This window comes from Actinomycetota bacterium (assembly GCA_040881665.1).
In the GTDB taxonomy this organism is placed as follows: Bacteria; Actinomycetota; UBA4738; order UBA4738; family HRBIN12; genus JBBDWR01.
The window spans coordinates 505,430-521,565 of sequence record JBBECT010000005.1 but is presented as its reverse complement, the minus strand read 5'-3'; the positions used below and the strand labels follow the sequence as shown (position 1 = coordinate 521,565).

The 16,136-nt window shown below is 69.4% G+C and carries 15 protein-coding genes; 12 read left to right on the top strand and 3 right to left on the bottom strand.

The window, feature by feature from the left end; all coding sequences use genetic code 11:
- Nucleotides 1-139 precede the first annotated feature (139 nt).
- Nucleotides 140-766, top strand: a complete 627-nt coding sequence (nth, locus tag WEF05_08275; GenBank protein MEX1101877.1) for an endonuclease III — start codon at nucleotides 140-142, stop codon at nucleotides 764-766.
- Nucleotides 767-810: 44 nt separating this feature from the next.
- On the opposite strand, the gene WEF05_08270 is transcribed toward nth, so the two are convergent.
- On the bottom strand, nucleotides 811-1,080 hold the full coding sequence (locus WEF05_08270; protein ID MEX1101876.1) for a WhiB family transcriptional regulator: 270 nt from the start codon (nucleotides 1,078-1,080) through the stop codon (nucleotides 811-813).
- 119 nt (nucleotides 1,081-1,199) lie between these two features.
- On the opposite strand from WEF05_08270, the gene WEF05_08265 reads away from it, so the two are divergent.
- The 4 genes from WEF05_08265 (at nucleotide 1,200) to WEF05_08250 (ending at nucleotide 5,562) form a co-directional block, all read left to right on the top strand.
- Nucleotides 1,200-1,994, top strand: coding sequence for a glycerophosphodiester phosphodiesterase (locus WEF05_08265; GenBank protein MEX1101875.1), 795 nt, complete (start codon nucleotides 1,200-1,202; stop codon nucleotides 1,992-1,994).
- On the top strand, nucleotides 1,991-2,404 hold the full coding sequence (locus tag WEF05_08260; GenBank protein ID MEX1101874.1) for a hypothetical protein: 414 nt from the start codon (nucleotides 1,991-1,993) through the stop codon (nucleotides 2,402-2,404). The genes WEF05_08265 and WEF05_08260 overlap by 4 nt, the downstream gene beginning before the upstream one ends.
- A gap of 250 nt (nucleotides 2,405-2,654) precedes the next feature.
- The gene (locus WEF05_08255; GenBank protein ID MEX1101873.1) at nucleotides 2,655-4,025 is read left to right on the top strand and encodes a hypothetical protein; all 1,371 of its coding nucleotides are present in this window, start codon (nucleotides 2,655-2,657) and stop codon (nucleotides 4,023-4,025) included.
- Between the two features lie 205 nt (nucleotides 4,026-4,230).
- Nucleotides 4,231-5,562: an aspartate aminotransferase family protein gene (locus WEF05_08250; protein MEX1101872.1), complete on the top strand. Its 1,332-nt coding sequence runs from the start codon at nucleotides 4,231-4,233 to the stop codon at nucleotides 5,560-5,562.
- A gap of 11 nt (nucleotides 5,563-5,573) precedes the next feature.
- On the opposite strand, the gene WEF05_08245 is transcribed toward WEF05_08250, so the two are convergent.
- Nucleotides 5,574-7,106: a peptidoglycan recognition protein gene (locus WEF05_08245; GenBank protein MEX1101871.1), complete on the bottom strand. Its 1,533-nt coding sequence runs from the start codon at nucleotides 7,104-7,106 to the stop codon at nucleotides 5,574-5,576.
- Nucleotides 7,107-7,255: 149 nt separating this feature from the next.
- On the opposite strand from WEF05_08245, the gene WEF05_08240 reads away from it, so the two are divergent.
- The 3 genes from WEF05_08240 to WEF05_08230 all read left to right on the top strand — a co-directional run bounded on the left by WEF05_08240 (nucleotide 7,256) and on the right by WEF05_08230 (nucleotide 10,549).
- Nucleotides 7,256-7,984 (top strand): uracil-DNA glycosylase, encoded by a 729-nt coding sequence (locus WEF05_08240; protein ID MEX1101870.1) that lies wholly within the window; start codon nucleotides 7,256-7,258, stop codon nucleotides 7,982-7,984.
- Nucleotides 7,985-8,009: 25 nt separating this feature from the next.
- Complete coding sequence (locus tag WEF05_08235; GenBank protein ID MEX1101869.1) at nucleotides 8,010-10,013, top strand: ABC transporter ATP-binding protein; 2,004 nt, start codon at nucleotides 8,010-8,012, stop codon at nucleotides 10,011-10,013.
- A gap of 95 nt (nucleotides 10,014-10,108) precedes the next feature.
- Nucleotides 10,109-10,549 (top strand): helix-turn-helix domain-containing protein, encoded by a 441-nt coding sequence (locus tag WEF05_08230; protein ID MEX1101868.1) that lies wholly within the window; start codon nucleotides 10,109-10,111, stop codon nucleotides 10,547-10,549.
- Between the two features lie 16 nt (nucleotides 10,550-10,565).
- On the opposite strand, the gene WEF05_08225 is transcribed toward WEF05_08230, so the two are convergent.
- On the bottom strand, nucleotides 10,566-11,393 hold the full coding sequence (locus WEF05_08225; protein MEX1101867.1) for a VIT1/CCC1 transporter family protein: 828 nt from the start codon (nucleotides 11,391-11,393) through the stop codon (nucleotides 10,566-10,568).
- 161 nt (nucleotides 11,394-11,554) lie between these two features.
- Here WEF05_08225 and WEF05_08220 point away from each other — a divergent pair, with 161 nt between their 5' ends.
- From WEF05_08220 to WEF05_08205, 4 genes are read left to right on the top strand one after another with little or no spacing between them, the layout of a single operon-like run.
- Nucleotides 11,555-11,824, top strand: coding sequence for a sarcosine oxidase subunit delta (locus WEF05_08220; protein MEX1101866.1), 270 nt, complete (start codon nucleotides 11,555-11,557; stop codon nucleotides 11,822-11,824).
- Nucleotides 11,817-14,450: a 2Fe-2S iron-sulfur cluster-binding protein gene (locus WEF05_08215; protein MEX1101865.1), complete on the top strand. Its 2,634-nt coding sequence runs from the start codon at nucleotides 11,817-11,819 to the stop codon at nucleotides 14,448-14,450. Before WEF05_08220 ends, WEF05_08215 begins: the two co-directional genes overlap by 8 nt.
- Nucleotides 14,443-14,928, top strand: coding sequence for a hypothetical protein (locus WEF05_08210; protein MEX1101864.1), 486 nt, complete (start codon nucleotides 14,443-14,445; stop codon nucleotides 14,926-14,928). The genes WEF05_08215 and WEF05_08210 overlap by 8 nt, the downstream gene beginning before the upstream one ends.
- On the top strand, nucleotides 14,925-16,133 hold the full coding sequence (locus tag WEF05_08205) for an FAD-binding oxidoreductase (GenBank protein MEX1101863.1): 1,209 nt from the start codon (nucleotides 14,925-14,927) through the stop codon (nucleotides 16,131-16,133). Before WEF05_08210 ends, WEF05_08205 begins: the two co-directional genes overlap by 4 nt.
- The last annotated feature ends 3 nt before the right edge of the window (nucleotides 16,134-16,136 follow it).

Here is a 16,136-nt window from a genome sequence, read left to right as displayed (position 1 = left end):
ACCGCGGGCGCCGGACCGGACCGCACGACGGGTAGGCTTCCTCCGCGCGCGCGAACTCGGCAGCCGGAACCGCGCGCCGGAGCATGAGAGGAGCGCTGTGCCCGGGAAAGGATCCGCTCGACTCGATCGGCACAGCCCGGTGGAGCACCGCGTACCGGTGATCATCGAACGGCTGACGGAGGAATACCCGGAGGCGACGGTCGCGCTGCGCGCGTCGAACCCGCTGGAGATGCTCGTGGCGACGATCCTGTCCGCGCAGTGCACCGACGAGCGCGTGAATGCGGTCACCGAGACCCTGTTCGTGAAGTACCGCAGCGCGGAGGACTACCTGAGGGTCCCCGAGAGCGAACTCGCCGCGGACATCAAGCCCACGGGATTCTTCAACCAGAAGACGAGGTCGATCCGTGGCGCTTCGCGACGCATCGTCGAGGAGTACGGCGGGCGTGTCCCCGACACGATGGAGGAGCTGCTCACCCTCCCCGGTGTGGCACGGAAGACGGCGAACATCGTCCTCGGCAACAGCTACGGGAAGGTCGAGGGGATCGCCGTCGACACTCACGTACGGCGTCTGTCACAACGTTTGGGGTTCACCGAGCACAAGGACCCCGTGAAGATCGAACAGGACCTGATGCGCCTGCTCCCGAAGGAACAGTGGTTCACGTTCACCTACAAGCTGATCGATCACGGACGCACGACGTGTGTCGCGCGCAAGCCCCGGTGCGGCGAGTGCGTGATCGAGGACCTCTGCCCCTCGAGCCAAGCGTGACCGCGCGCCGTCGAGCGGTACCCGGGGTGCGTGGGCCCGGTCGCTCAGCCCGTCGCTGCGAGTTCGGCGAGCCGCCGCGCCTCGCGCCGGCGCGCCCGGCGGATCGTTCGGCGCTCCTCCTCATCGAGGCCGCCCCACACGCCGGCGTCCTGAGCGGTGTCGAGGGCCCAGTCGAGGCAGGTCGCTCGCACCGGGCACCGGAAGCACACCTGCTTGGCGTCGGCGATCTGGCCGATCGCCGGGCCCGTCGTGCCGACGGGAAAGAACAGCTCGGGATCCTCGTCGATGCATAGCGCCTGCTCGAGCCACTCCATCCTTCCCGTGACCTCCGTCGGGTTCCTCGATGACCGGTGTCTTGAATGTCTATTCAGGTCAGGGCTGCGCCCATCAGCGGAGCTCAGGTTGGCGGGGACTATAACCTGGGAAAAGGTCGATGCGCAAGACTGAATCGGGATTCAACTTCGTGCGATCCGGTTCCCGCCCACTCGTCGTGGCCCACCGCGGCGCCTCATCCACGCATCCGGAGAACACGCTCCCTGCCTTCGAGGCAGCGATCGGGGCGGGGGCCGAGATCGTCGAGTTCGACGTCCGCCTGACGCGGGACGGGGTGCCGGTCGTGCTGCACGACGCGTCGGTGGCACGGACCACCGACGGCCACGGGCTCGTTCGGAACATGGACCTCGCCGAGCTCAAGCGTCTGCGAGCCGGGAGTCCGCAAGACGCCGCCGAGGTCCCGACCCTGCGGGAAGCACTCGATCTGCTCGACGGGCGAGCCGGGGCCGATATCGAGATCAAGAACCTCCCCGGCGATCCGGATTACATCCCGGACGGGGAGCCCTCGGTGGACGCCACGCTCGGCGAGCTGGCGTCGGGGTTCGCCGGTCCGGTCCTCGTCTCATCGTTCAACCCGGCGTCGATCGGTCACGCGAGGCGGGCGATGCCCGAGATCGCCACCGGGTTGCTCGTCGTCGGCTCGTTCCCGCTCGACGATGCGCTCGCGCTCGCGATCGATCACGGGCACACGTTCGTGCTTCCCTCGACGGCCGCCGCCATCGAGGCCGGGCCCGGTCTGTGCGCGCGGGCCCATCGGGACGGTATCGGGGTCGGCGTCTGGGTCGTCGACGATCCCGGGTCCGTGTCCGATGTCGTCTCGCTCGGCGTGGATGCGATCGCGACGAACGACCCGGCGGCGATCGTGCGTGCGCTCGATCGTGCGGAGCGAGCGTGAACCCGTTCCGACGCAAGCGGCTTTCCCCGGAGCTCGCTCGAGCGCACGAGGGGTTCCGGGGCGTCCTCGGCGATGTCGAACGGGCGATCGGCATCCTGACGCAGGCGGCGCCGACGACGCGCTTCGACGGGCGTCCGCTGGGGGAGGTTCTCGCGGGATTCGAGTCGGGCCTCCAGATCGCGCGTGACCGCATGCCCGACTGGCGGCGTCGGGAGGTTCAGGAGCTGGAGGACGCGTGGGTCGCCTGCGGGCGAGGCATCGACGAGGCCTCGGAGATCGCCGAGCGTCTGCGGCTCCAGGCACCCACGATCGCCGGTTTCGAGGCGATCATCGGAACGATCGACGCACTGATCGCGCCTCTGGAGGTCTTCGAGGATGCCGCCGAGCGCTTCTCCGACCTGCGGCGATGAGCGGGTCCCCCAGGGGTCGCAGGGCTACGTATACCTAGTCGGAATGGGGGAGGAAACAACTAGCCAAAACGTACTATCTCCCTTGCGAGCAACGGCCGCCTCGGACAATGACCTGCGGTCGCATCCGTTCTTCACTCGGCACGCACGAGTCGGGATCCCCCCGACCTCAACGTCCTCCCATGGAAGCGGTCGTGGTCGTTCCGGGGCTCGAGCCTCGGAGGTCCCAGCCGCTTGGGGGAAGGAGGGTGGTATGCGACACCGTTTCCGCTGGGTAACAGCGGCGGCGCTTGCGCTCACGGCACTGCTCGCGAGCTCTGCGCTCGCGGCGATCACGTGGGGCAACGCTCCGGGCGCGGCGACCGGCCGGGTCGGTCCGAACTTCACGTGGGACAACGGCGACCCGGTCCTCGACCAACACGGGACGAGCAACGGTCTGCTCAGCACCGGGTACGTGACCGACACGATCAACGGCGTGTTCGCTCACGACACCAACGGTCCGTACATGGGCACCTACTACGTCCGCAGCACGAACGACGGCGGCACCTGGTCCAAGCCGTTCCGCCTGAACCCGAAGGGCAAGCACGGCGACCGTCTCACGCTCCAGGCCGAGGGCAACGTGGTCGTCGCCGCGTACATGGACCAGCAGAAGTACTACCAAGGCAATACGGCGACCTTCGACCCCTCGAAGCCGAGGAACATCTTCGTCCGGCGCAACACGAACAACGGGGTGAAGGCGGATTGGCAGGCGGCGGTCAAGCTGCCGGGCCAGACGAAGCAGAGCCGCGGTGACTACCTGTACATGGGCGCCTCCGGGACGAACTTCTACCTGGTGACGACCAACACCGCGAACGGAAAGATCTGGTTGTGGCGCAGCACCAACTCGGGCGGGCTCTGGACGGGTCCGACCGTGATCGGGACGACAACGGCGACGGACACCGCCACGGGCTACGTCGGCGGCTTTTCGGGGCTGCCAGCGGTGGCGGCCGCCGGTGAGGACGTCGTTGTCAGCTGGACCAACAGCAACGCCGGCGAGGTGCTGGCGGCGGTTTCGGACGACGCAGGTGCCAGCTTCGGCGCTGCGACGCAGCTCGAGGCCACCGGCGGCAACGCGAACAACGGGTACGTCCAGGCCGCAGGCCGGGACACCCGGCTGGCGGTGACGTGGACGACGGCGGCGGGAGCGTTCCTGCGGATCTACAACACGGGGACGGATGCCTGGCTCGCCGAACGCACGATCACGACGTTCCCCGACCCGGACCCGGCCGTTCCGGACACGCTGGATGACGGTGGCGAGGGTGCGGTCGTCGCTCTCGACGCCGGCAACATGGTCGGCGTGTCCCTGTCCGAGTGCAACACGGTGCAGGGGAACATCTGCAACAACGCGGCGTTGAGCCTCGGATCGACGAGGGAGACGCTCGTGTGGCGTGAGTCTTCCGACAACGGGGCCAACTTCTCGGCCGCGTCGATCGTCGCGCCGGTGACGAACAACAAGGGCACGTACATCAACAACTACGGCTCGGCCATCTTCCACGAGGGCTCGCCGTACGTGTTGTGGAACGGCCACAACGCCGCCTACACGGCGTATTCGGTCCAGCTGCGCGTGGGGTCGGGCACTCCCTGATCAGGTTCACCGCAGCACAGATCGACGACGAGGGGGCGGCGAGAGCCGCCCCCTCGTTCGTTCCTGTCCTCGCCCCGTCCGGCGTCCCGTTCCGCTGCGACCGCTCTGCGCGGCCCGGTGCCGCGCGATGTGCGTGTAGCCTGTCGGCCGGCAAGCACCCGGCCGCGGGCACGGTCCGCCGCCGGACCGGATCGAAGGAGGACCGTTGGCCAGCATCGATCTCGTCACTGGGTTCCCGGGCCCACGGTCGGCGGAACTGATCGCCCGCAAGCAGCGGGTGGTGTGCGAACCGCTCGATCTGCACGTCGAGACGATCATCGACCGGGGCGCCGGGGCGACCGTCACCGACGTCGACGGGAACACCTTCTACGACTTCTCCGCCGGCCTTGGGTGCCACCTCGTGGGCTACTCGCATCCGACGGTCATCGAGGCCGTCACGGCGCAGGCACGCCGCTTCTCGCACACCGACTTTTCCGTGATCCCGTACGAGGCCTTCATCGAGTTGTCCGAGAAGCTTGCCGCGCGCGTCGGTGCGGCCGCGGGCGGGCAGCGCAAGGTCGCGCTGTTCAACTCCGGTGCGGAGGCGGTCGAGAACGCCGTGAAGTTCGCGCGCGCCGCGACCGGCAGGCCGGCGATCCTGTGCTTCGAGGGAGGGTTCCACGGCCGGACCCTCATGACGATGACGCTCACGAGCCGTCACCACCCCTACAAGGCGGGGTTCGGTCCGTTCGCCCCCGAGGTGTACCGGCTGCCCTTCCCCTATCCGTACCGGTCCCGGGACCCGGAGTTGGCCGGGCGCGACGCGCTCGAGGCGATCGAGCGAGCGTTCACCACGGTCGTCGACCCCGCCAGCGTCGCGGCCGTCATCGTCGAGCCGATCCAGGGTGAGGGCGGGTTCGTCGTGCCGACGGACGACTTCCTCCCCGGTCTGCAGGCCCTGTGCCGCGAACGGGGGATCCTCACGATCGCGGACGAGATCCAGTCCGGAACCGGACGCACCGGGACGTTCCTCGCCTCGGAGCACTGGGGGTTCGAGCCCGATCTCGTCCTCTTGGCGAAGGCTCTCGCAGACGGGTACCCGCTGTCGGCCGTCGTCGGTCGTGACGAGATCATGGACGCTCCCGGCCCGTCGGCGATCGGGGGAACCTACGTCGGCAATCCCGTGGCATGCGCGGCGGCCAACGCCGTGCTTGATGTGATCGACGCCGAGGGGCTACTCGAACGCGCGGACGTCGTGGGGAAGGCGATCCACGCCCGCTGGGAGGAGCTCGCGCATGAGGTGCCCGAGGTCGGAGAGATCCGCGGTGTCGGGGCGATGGTCGGTGTGGAGTTCGTCTCGGATCGGGGCAGCAAGGAGCCGAACGGTGACTACCTGTCTGCGCTGATGTCGGAGACCCGGCGTCGGGGCGTGGTCACGGTCTCGTGCGGCATCTACCACAACGTGCTCCGTCACCTCGTCCCGCTCGTGATCACCGACGAGCAACTGGATGAGGCCCTCGACGTGATCGCGTCGTCGGCGATCGCCGCGAGGGGATAGACGGGACGCGCTCAGAGCGCGCTGGGCTTGATCTTGAAGGGGAGCGTCGCCGCACGGGCGATCTCGCCGTCCGCGTTCTCGCCGCGTACCACCAGCTCGTAGGTCCCGGAAGACCGTGGGTAGGGTGTCGCGTCCGATCCCTCCCACACGAGATCGAGCTCGGAACCGGTTCGCGGTGGGAAGGCGAACAGCTGGGCCCCTCCGGCCTCGTGGACCGAGACGCTCCACTCCAGCGAACGAGACCCGACGGCCCGGATCCGGAGGGGAGGGGAGCCCGCCTTCACGACCGACGGCTCGACGCGTGGTTTGTAGATCTTCGGCAGGCCCATCCGGGAGACGGTTCGCCGAACGTCCTTCAGCCGCCTCACGACCTTCCGGCCTGGGCAGTCCGTGTAGCCGGTGGTCCGGTGAGCGGTGATCACGGGGACGCTGACATGGTCGCCCGCGTCATAGCGGGTGTTGTCGCCACCCGCCGACGTCAGCACTCCGCGCCCGCGCGGATTCAGATGCGCGACGTCGAGCCGCCAGGCAAGGAGCTTGCGCAGTGAGCGCATCATGGATGACGACGGCCGCTTCCGCGTGAACGTTCCCATCAGCGAGACCGAGAAGGCACGGGTATTGAAGCCTTGCTGGGCCGCCCCGACCACCGGCTCGGTGATCCCTCCCGAGCGACCCTCGTACGCGCGTCCGAACCGATCGATCAGGAAGTTGTAGGCGATGTCGCACCACCCGCGTCCGCGCGTGTGGTACGCGTAGATCGATCGCACGATGTCGTCGGCCTGTTTGCGGGTGTAGCGGTTCGTGCCCGCCGTGTGATGAACGAACCCCGCGCGCACCTCGTCCGCGACGTCGGGTGTGCAGTTCATCAGGCTCGGGCGCGCTCCCCACTGTTGGCGACTGATCAGCTTCGGCTGCGCCGCGAGTGCCGAGGCGGCCGCGGGAGCGAACGCGCCGGGGTCCGCGATCGGAATCACGCTGGGATCGACGTACGGCGGTGCCGTACCGGGTCCGGCCGCCGAACCCGAGGAGTTGATGAACTGCAGCTCGAGGGCCGAGATCGACGTGCCTTCGGGAAGCCGCATCGTGACGCGGACGCACCGCGATCCGCCGGTCCACAGCAGCGAGCTGGCGGCGTCGCCCCGGACGTACTCCTCGGTGGCGGGATCGGCGCCGCTCTCGGCGTCCAGGGTTCGGGACGCGCCGAAGTCCCCGCGACGGGCGCCGGTGGCGATCTCGAGCTCCAAGGGGGTTCCGGCCTGCTGGTCCCAGGTCACGCCGACCGCCGTGAACCAGATCGGGGCGCAGACCACGGTCGGGGCGCTGGAGGTATCCCGCCGGGCGAGGATCCGGTTCCCGCGCAGCCGCAGGCCCTCGCCGGGTCGGCCGGCCAGCAGCCGCTCGGATGCGACCGCGACCGGCTCGACCACGGTTCCGGGCAGTGCCACGCTCGGGGGAGCGGCCGCGATGCCGCCGACGACCCCGGTCGCGACCAGGGCGATCACGAGCGGCAGCCGTGCAGCGAGGCGTCGGGGGCGGCGGGTCATGTGGGAGTTGTCGGCCCCACCCCGGGCGGGCTGGAGCCCCTACATCCCTACCGGGCGGGGCGCCTCGTGGCAAGCGCCCGTAGCATCCCGTGCATGGGGACGGCCGATCGACCCGCGGAGCTCCGCGCCCTGCGAGGACGCGCTCTGAGATGAGTGGCGCTGCGCTGGAACGGATCGAACGCGACGTCGTCGCGTGCCGAGCGTGTCCTCGCCTGGTGAGGTGGCGCGAGCAGGTGGCCCGAGATCGGGTGGCGCGGTTCGCCGAGGAGACGTACTGGGGCAGTCCCGTGCCGGGGTTCGGCGATCCGGCGGCGCGCGTGGTGATCCTCGGGCTCGCCCCGGCCGCGCACGGAGGGAATCGGACGGGCAGGATCTTCACGGGAGACCGTTCGGGTGACTTCCTGTTCGCATCGCTGCACCGGACCGGGTTCGCGAACCAGGCCGGCTCCACGGCTCGAGGGGATGGCCTGCGGCTCACGGACGCCTACATCGCGGCGGTCGTGCGCTGCGCCCCTCCGGCGAACAAGCCCACGCCCGCCGAGCGTGATCGATGCCTTCCGTTCCTCGGCCGCGAGCTCGATGCTCTGGAGGACGTTCGCGTCGCGGTCGCGTTGGGAACCTTCGCGTGGGACGGCGCCTTGCGTGCGCTCGCCGCTCGCGGCGCGACGAGCCGCCCGAAGCCTCGGTTCGGGCACGGCGTGGAGGCCGTCGTCGGCGGCGTCACGCTGGTCGGATGTTTCCATCCGAGCCAGCAGAACACGTTCACCGGCCGCCTCACCGAACCGATGATCGACGCCGTGTTCACCCGGGCTCGGGAGCTCGCGGCGTCGACGGCAGCCCCGCGGCGAGACTCGCGGCGGCCGCACGGATCTGCGTGACGGCGCGCGGCCGTATCCTGGACGCATGCCTCCTCGTGGCCACCGGATGTGGTCGAGCCAGCCCTCCGACGAACCGAGCCGTCCGATCCCCAAGGGAACGGTCGGGCGCGTCGTCGCGACCTTCCGCCCGTACCGGCGCAAGGTCGCGCTCGTCTCGGCGACGATCTTGGTCACCGCGGTCCTGGGCGTCATCAACCCGCTCCTGATCGCGCGGATCTTCGACACGGCGCTCTTCGGCAATCCGGTGGGCAACTGCTCGGGTGAGTCGTGTCCGAACCTGCCGCTGCTGTACGTCTATGTCGGGATGATGATCGCGATCCCGATCGTCTCTGGCATCGTCGGGATCGGCCAGACCTACCTGGCGAATCTCGTCGGCCTGCAGGTGATGCAGGACCTGCGGAACGCGCTCTACTCGCACCTGCAGTTCATGCCGCTTCGCTTCTTCACCACGACGCGCACCGGCGAGATCCAGTCACGGCTGGCGAACGACGTGGGCGGCGTCCAGACGGTCGTCACCGACACCGCCTCGAGCATCCTGTCGAACACCGTCGTCATCATCAGCACGTTGATCGCGATGTTCGTCCTCTCGTGGCAGCTCACCGTGCTGTCCCTGTTCATGCTCCCGTTCTTCTTGTGGCTCACCTACAAGGTGGGCAGGGCACGACGGGAGGTCGCGGTGAACACGCAGAAGACCCTCGCGGATCTCACCGCGGTGACCGAGGAGACGCTGTCGGTATCGGGGATCCTGCTATCGAAGGCGTTCGGTCGCCAACGGCACGAGATCGACCGGTTCCAGGGCGAGAACGAACGCCTCACCCGGCTGCAGATCCGCCAGACGATGATCGGCCGGTCGTTCTTCGCGGTCGTCGGAACGTTCTTCTCGATCACCCCTGCCCTCGTCTACCTGGTCGCGGGGTGGGTGAACGACGGCACGCCCGGTGGCATAACGGTGGGTGTCATCGTGGCGTTCACCACGCTGCAGGCGCGGCTGTTCTTCCCGATCGGGCAGATGCTGCAGGTGAGCACCGAGGTGCAGTCCTCGCTCGCACTGTTCGACCGGATCTTCGAGTACCTCGACCTCGAGCACGAGATCACCGACCCCCCGGACGCGCGCATCCTCGCTCCCTCCGAGGTCCGGGGTCGGGTGGCCTTGGACCACGTGTGGTTCCGGTATGAGCAGCCGAAGGATCCGGACGGGTCTTCCTCTCCGGGCGACGCGACGGACGCGGACACCGGGGAGGGACGGCCGGTGTGGACCCTCGAGGACGTCGACCTGCAGATCGAACCCGGGCAGCTGGCCGCGCTCGTCGGGCCGAGCGGCGCCGGCAAGACGACGATCACCTATCTCGTCCCGCGCCTGTACGACGTGGGTCGGGGATCGGTGCGGATCGACGACCACGACGTCCGCTCGCTGGCGCTCCGCTCGCTCGGCGACGCGATCGGGGTCGTGACCCAGGAGACCTACCTGTTCCACACGACGATCCGGCGCAACCTCCTCTACGGGCGTCCGGATGCGAGCGATGACGATCTCGTTGCTGCCGCGAAGGCCGCGTTCATCCACGATCGGATCGTCGAACTTCCCGAGGGGTACGACACCGTGGTCGGTGAGCGGGGGTACAAGCTCTCCGGGGGGGAGAAGCAACGTCTCGCGATCGCCCGGGTCCTCCTCAAGGACCCGCGGATCCTGATCCTCGACGAGGCGACGTCGAGCCTGGACACGACCTCCGAGCGCCTGGTGCAGGAAGCTCTCCGTCCGCTGATGCACGGCCGGACGACGATCGCGATCGCGCACCGGCTCTCCACGATCCTGTCGGCCGACGTGATCTTCGTCGTCGATCGAGGTCGCATCGTCGAACGCGGGACCCACGACGAGTTGCTCGGGCGGGGCGGCATCTACGCACGCCTCTACCAGCAGCAGTTCCGCGGCGGGCTCGTCGAGGCCGAGTGCGAGGACGGGGTGGTGTTCGCTGACGGGCACGTCGTCCCGGCCGAGGCCGAACCCGTCGAGCCCGAACCCGCCCCCGGTTAGCTCTGTGCTGCGCGCCGTCGGGCCTCGGCCACCAGAGGCCGGACGTGCGCGTCTCGGATGTTGACCCGCCCCGATCCGGCCGGGAGGATGAGCGTGTGGCGGACGTCGAGCTCAGCCGGTTGCTGCTCGAAGGGCATCGTGCGCTCGCGTCCGAGTCGGTCGTGTGGCTGACCGAACGCGGGTACCCGGATGTCCGTGCGAGTCATGCCGCTCTGTTCCTCCACATCGATCGGCGTTCCGGCACGCGACTGACCGAGCTGGCGCGCCGGGCGCGGATCACGAAGCAGGGCATGATGCAACTCGTCGACGACCTCGAATCGCGTGGCTACGTCCGTCGCGTACCCGACGAGCAGGACGGCCGCGCGAAGGTCGTCCGCCTCACCGCTCGGGGCCGCAGATGCGCCGCGGAGGCTCGGCGCGCCAATGCCGCGGTCGAAGGATGGGTCCGCCGCCAGCTCGGACCCCGCAGGTACGAACAGCTGCGCGATGCCCTCGAGGAACTCCTCGAGCTCGAGCTCGAGATGGACGAGGCGTGACCCGGCCCGCCGGGCCTCAGCCGGTCACCGTGACGCCGAGGAACACGCCGACCCCGTAGGTGATCCCGGCGGCGAGGACGCCGACGCCGAGCTGCCGCAGTGCCGAGACGACGGGGTTGCGTCCCGTCACGAGCGACATCGCCGCACCCACGGCCGTGAGCATGATCGCCGACAGCACCCCGGCCAGGACGACGGCCGCAGTGCCGGAGGTGAAGAGGAAAGGCACGAGCGGGACGATGGCCCCGAACGAGAAGGTGAGGAACGAAGAGACCGCCGCGCCCCAGGGCGACCCGAGACCCGCCTCCGGATCGAGACCCAGCTCCTCTCGCGTGTGCGTCTCGAGTGCGACCTTCGGATCGGCCATCAGCGTATGAGAGAGCTCCATCGCCAGGGCGGCAGGGACCCCCTTGCGTTCGTAGAGATGGGCGAGCTCGATCGTCTCCTCTTCCGGCATCGAGGCGATCTCATGCGCCTCGAGATGGATCAGCCGCTCGAAGACCTCCCGCTGGACCTTCATAGAGATGTACTCACCGGCGCCCATCGAGAACGCGCCGGCGAGCAAACCGGCGATCCCCGACAGCAGGATCACGTCGTTGCTCTGAGCCGCCCCCGCGACGCCCATGATCAGCGAAACGTTCGACACGAGACCGTCGTTGATCCCGAAGATCGCCGCGCGGAGGGCGCCGCTCTTGCCGGTCATGACCTGCTCGCCGTCGGTCGAGCCGGGATGAGGGGTCATGGATGGCCGCCGACGCCGGCGGCGGAGCCGGCCCAGCAGGCCCGTCAGGGCGGGGAGGTTCTCCTTGGTCTTGCGGTCCTCGGGCGGCAGCGCGCCGTCGCTCATGACCGGCAGCGTAGGGCATCGGCGCTCCGTCGTCGGTCACGTCGGAGGGGTCGTTGCGACGTACCGCCGGTCACGTTCCGCGGTTCCTGGGCTCGGCCGCGGCGGGTACCCTCACTCGTCGGAGCCGGGGGTGTCCGGCGCCTTCCGGGGGTGTTGCGACGATGAGCATGCGGATCCCGTGCCCGAACTGCGGATCGCGGCCGTACACGGAGTACTCCTACGGTGGCGAGCTGCGTGCCATCGACGCGGACAGCCTCGACGAGGACTTCCGCCGCGTCTATCTCCGGGAGAACGCGGACGGACCCCAGCGCGAGCGGTGGTTCCACGCCGCGGGGTGCCGCCGGTGGTTGACGTTGACCCGCGACACGGTGACGAACCGCATCGACGACGAGACGGCCGATCCCTCTGCCTCCGGTGCACCCGGTGGCTGAACTCGACTTCGAGGGACGCTCGATCCCGATCGAGGACGGCGACACGGTCGCGTCGGCGGTGTTCCGCGCCGGGGTCCGGACGTTCAATCGGTCGTTGAAGTATCACCGTCGCCGGGGGCTCTACTGCATGACGGGGGATTGCCCGAACTGCCTCGTCAACATCGACGGGGAGCCGGGGCAGCGCTCGTGCTGCACTGCCGCTGCCGAAGGTCAGCGGGTCCGGCGGGAGACCGGTTGGCCGTCCGCGGAACGTGACGCGCTGCACGTCACCGATCACCTGCACGCCCTGATGCCGGTCGGCTTCTACTACAAGACCTTCATCCGTCCGCGGTTCGCGTGGGAGCTCGCGGAGAAAGTGATCCGTCGCGCGACGGGTGTCGGGCGACTCCCCGTGGGAGCGAACCCGATCGTCTCCGACGTGCGCCACGTACGCACGGACGTCGTGGTGATCGGCGCGGGGCCGGCGGGGTTGGCGGCGGCGCTGTCCGCGGCAGCGTCCGGCGAGCGCGTGATCCTCGCGGACGAGGGCCGCCCCGGGGAGCGTTTGGCTCCCGGCGCGGTTGCCGACCGGGTCCGTGCCCTCCGCGCCGAGGTCGAGGCGGAAGAGCGCATCACCCTGCTGGAGCGGCACACGGCCGTCGGGCTGTTCGAGGGCCCGTTGGTTCCGCTCGTGGGCGAACACGAGACGGTACACACCGACCCCGGGCGGATCGTCATCGCGACCGGCGCGGTCGAGATCCACGGCGTGTTCGCGGGCAACGACGTTCCCGGGGTCTGGCTCGGGCGCGGCGCGGCACGGATGGCCGGGGCGCACAGGGTGCGGCCGGGGGCACGGGCGGTGCTCGTCGCCGGCACGCACGAGGCCCTCGCGCATCTCGATGTGCTCCGCGGCGCAGGCGTCGAGATCGCCGCGGTCTTGGCTCCGGACGAGGTCGCAGACGAGATCACGGACCGTTCGGTGCCGGTGCTCCGCGGCGCCCACCTGGAGTCGGCGCGCGGACGCAAGAGCGTGTCCGGAGCGATCGTCGCGACCGCGACCGGCGCGCGGGTCGTTGCGTGTGACGCGATCGTGGTCTCGATCGGGCACGCGCCGCGCGACGATCTGTTGCGGATGGCCGACGGCCTTCCCGTCGTCGGGGCCGGCGACGTGGTGTGGCCCGGCTGCACGCTCGACGAGGCGATCGAGAGCGGTGTCGTTGCCGGCAGGGGCGGAGCCGTTGCCGGGCGTGATGCTGCCTGTCCGCCGCTCGGATCCGACGGGACGGTCTGCCTGTGTGAGGACGTCGGCGTTCAGGATCTCGAGGCGGCTTGGCGGGAGGGGTGGACCAACGCCGAGATCCTCAAGCGCTACACGACCGCGACGATGGGGCCGTGCCAGGGAGCCATGTGCGGACGACATCTCGCCTGCTTCGCACGGGAGCGCTCCGGAGGTGACCTCGAGCACGCGGGGCGCCGGACGACGGCGCGCCCGCCGGCGCGGCCGATCAAGCTCGAGCAACTCGCCGCGGGCGTCAACGAGGTGATCGAGAGGCGCACCGCTCTGCACGAGGTGCATCTGCGGATGGGCGCACGGGTCGGGTGGTCGGGGAGCTGGAAGCGTCCGACGACCTACGGCGACGCGCGTGAGGAGATCCTCGCCGTTCGGGAGCGCGTCAGCGTGATGGACGTCGGAACACTGGGAAAGTTCCTGATCGCCGGGCCGGATGCTCAGGCGCTGGTCGACCGTGTGTTCCCGTGCCGCGTCGATACCCTCCGCGAGGGTCGTTCGCGGTACCTGCTCGCCCTCGACGAGGCCGGGTACGTGATGGATGACGGCGTGCTGTCCAGACTCGATGGCGGACGGTTCTTCGTGACGACCACCTCGGGTGGTGCCGACCGGATGGAGGCATGGCTCCGCAACTGGGCCGACCGGCTCGATCTGCGGGCGCACGTCGTGAACCAGACCTCGATGCTCGGCGCGATCCTCGTCGCGGGCCCCTTGACCCGCGGCCTGCTCGATCAACTGACCGACGATCCGTTCGATCGTGAGGCGGTGCCGCACATGTCGCACGCCGACATGACGGTGGCCGGCGTTCCCGTACGGGCGATCCGCACCGGGTTCGTCGGTGAGCTCGGGTTCGAGCTGCATCACGCCCGTTCGCGGGGGGAGCGGTTGTGGACCGCGCTCGTCGAAGCGGGGGCGGGGATGGACCTGCTCCCGCACGGGCTCGACGCGCTCGACGTGCTGCGTCTGGAGAAGGGACACATCTTCCTCGGACAGGACACCCTGCCCGACGATCATCCCGGGAAGCTCGGTCTCGATTTCGCGGTCGCGCTCGACAAGCCGGCGTTCCTCGGACGGCAGGCGCTCGAGCGTATGGAGGCCTTCGAGCCCGACCGACGGCTCGTCGGCCTCGCGTTCGAAGGAACGCCTCAGCGAGGCGCCCCGTTGTACGTGGGCGATCGCGTCGTCGGCCGGATCACCTCGTGCGCTCGTTCGATCGTCCTCGACCGGCAGATCGGACTCGGGTGGATCCGGGCGGTGGACGGCGCGTTCCCGGAGACGCTCCGGACGGGGGGGAGCATCACCGCCCGGGTCGTGCCGACCCCGTTCTACGATCCGGAGGGAGCGCGGCTGCATGCCTGACCTGGTCCCGACCGAGGTCGGCGTCGTGGCGGTGCACGCGACACCGGCCGCCCTCGACGCACTCGAGATCCCGGGGGCGGCCGCGTTCCGTGTGGCGCCCGACGAGTCGCTTCTGCTGACCTCGCCGGATGCTTCCGGGGAGGTCGCAGCGCAGGCCCGTCGCGGGATCGACGACTCCGACCCGGACGCGCTCGTGCTCGACGCGACGGACGGCTGGGCGATGTGGACCCTCACGGGGACGGGAACGCCGGCGCTCTTCGAGCGGCTGTCCGCGTTGCCTCTGCCCGAACGTGGCTTCGTGCAAGGCGATGTCGCGCATCTGCCCGTCAAGGTCGTCGTCGACCTCGACGGAGCGCACCTGCTCGTCGCCTCGATGTGGCGTGCCTACCTGCGCGAGCGGATCCTCGATCGGGGGGCATCGCTCGGGGTGTCGGAGGCCGAGGCCCGCAGCTGGACCACTCCTGTGGAGACGTCGTGAGCGGGCTGCTGCGGTCGCGGACGTTCCTGCGTTCGGACGAGGTGGCGCCGCACTACGACGTCGTGATCGTCGGGGGCGGGGTGAACGGGCTCGCCCTTGCCTACAACCTCGCTCAGCGACACGGGATCCGTCGGATCGGAGTGTTCGAGCGGGCCTACATCGGCTCGGGCGGCTCGGGTCGCAACACCCAGGTCGTTCGAGCGAACTACAACACGCCCGAAACGGTGCCGCTCTACCGTCGGAGCCTGCAGATCTGGCGGACCCTGTCCCAGGAGCTGGACTTCAACGTCCAGTTCTCCACCCAGGGCGAGCTCGACCTGTGTCACTCGGACGACGCCCTCGAGGTCGAGCGGGACAAGGCCCTGCTGAACCAGGCGTACGGGGTCGACACGAAGATCCTGTCGACGGGCGAGATCGAGCGGCTGTGTCCACTCGTCGATCTGACCGCCGGCGGAGAGCTCCCGGTGGTGGGGGCTTCCTACCACGCGCCGGGATCGTTCGCCCGGCACGATTCGGTGGTCTGGGCGTACGCGACGGCCGCGAGCAGGCTCGGCGTCCACATCCACGAAGGGGTGGCGGTGACCGGCGTCACCGTGACGGACGGGCGGTGCACGGGTGTGGTGACCGAGTCGGGACCGGTCTCGGCGGGGTGCGTCGTGAGCGCGGTCGCCGGCTATTCGAGCATCGTGGCGGGGATGGCCGGCCTGCAGCTTCCGATCAGCACCCACCCGCTCCAGGCGTTCGTGACCGAGCCGTATCGCCACGAGCTCGACGGGCTCGTGTCGTCGATGGATCTGTACATCTACATCTCCCAGACCGCACGCGGTGAGTTGCTCGTCGGCGCGGAGATCCTCCCGTACCCGACCTACTCGACGCGCTCGACCTTCGACTTCGTCGCGGAGACCTCGAAGCGCGCGATCCAGATCCTGCCGTTCATGGCGAAGGCGCGGCTGATGCGCCAGTGGACAGGCCTGTGCGACATGTCACCAGATTCGAGTCCGCTGCTCGGTGCCTCGGAGATCCCGAACTTCTACCTGATGGCCGGCATGGGTACCTGGGGCTTCAAGGGCTCACCGGTCTTCGGTCAGCTGACCGCCGAACTGATCGCGACGGGACAGACCCCGGAGCTGATAGCTCCGTTCGCACCCGATCGCTTCGCCCGCGACCGCATGGTGCCCGATGCCGCTTCCGCCGGCACGCACTGATCC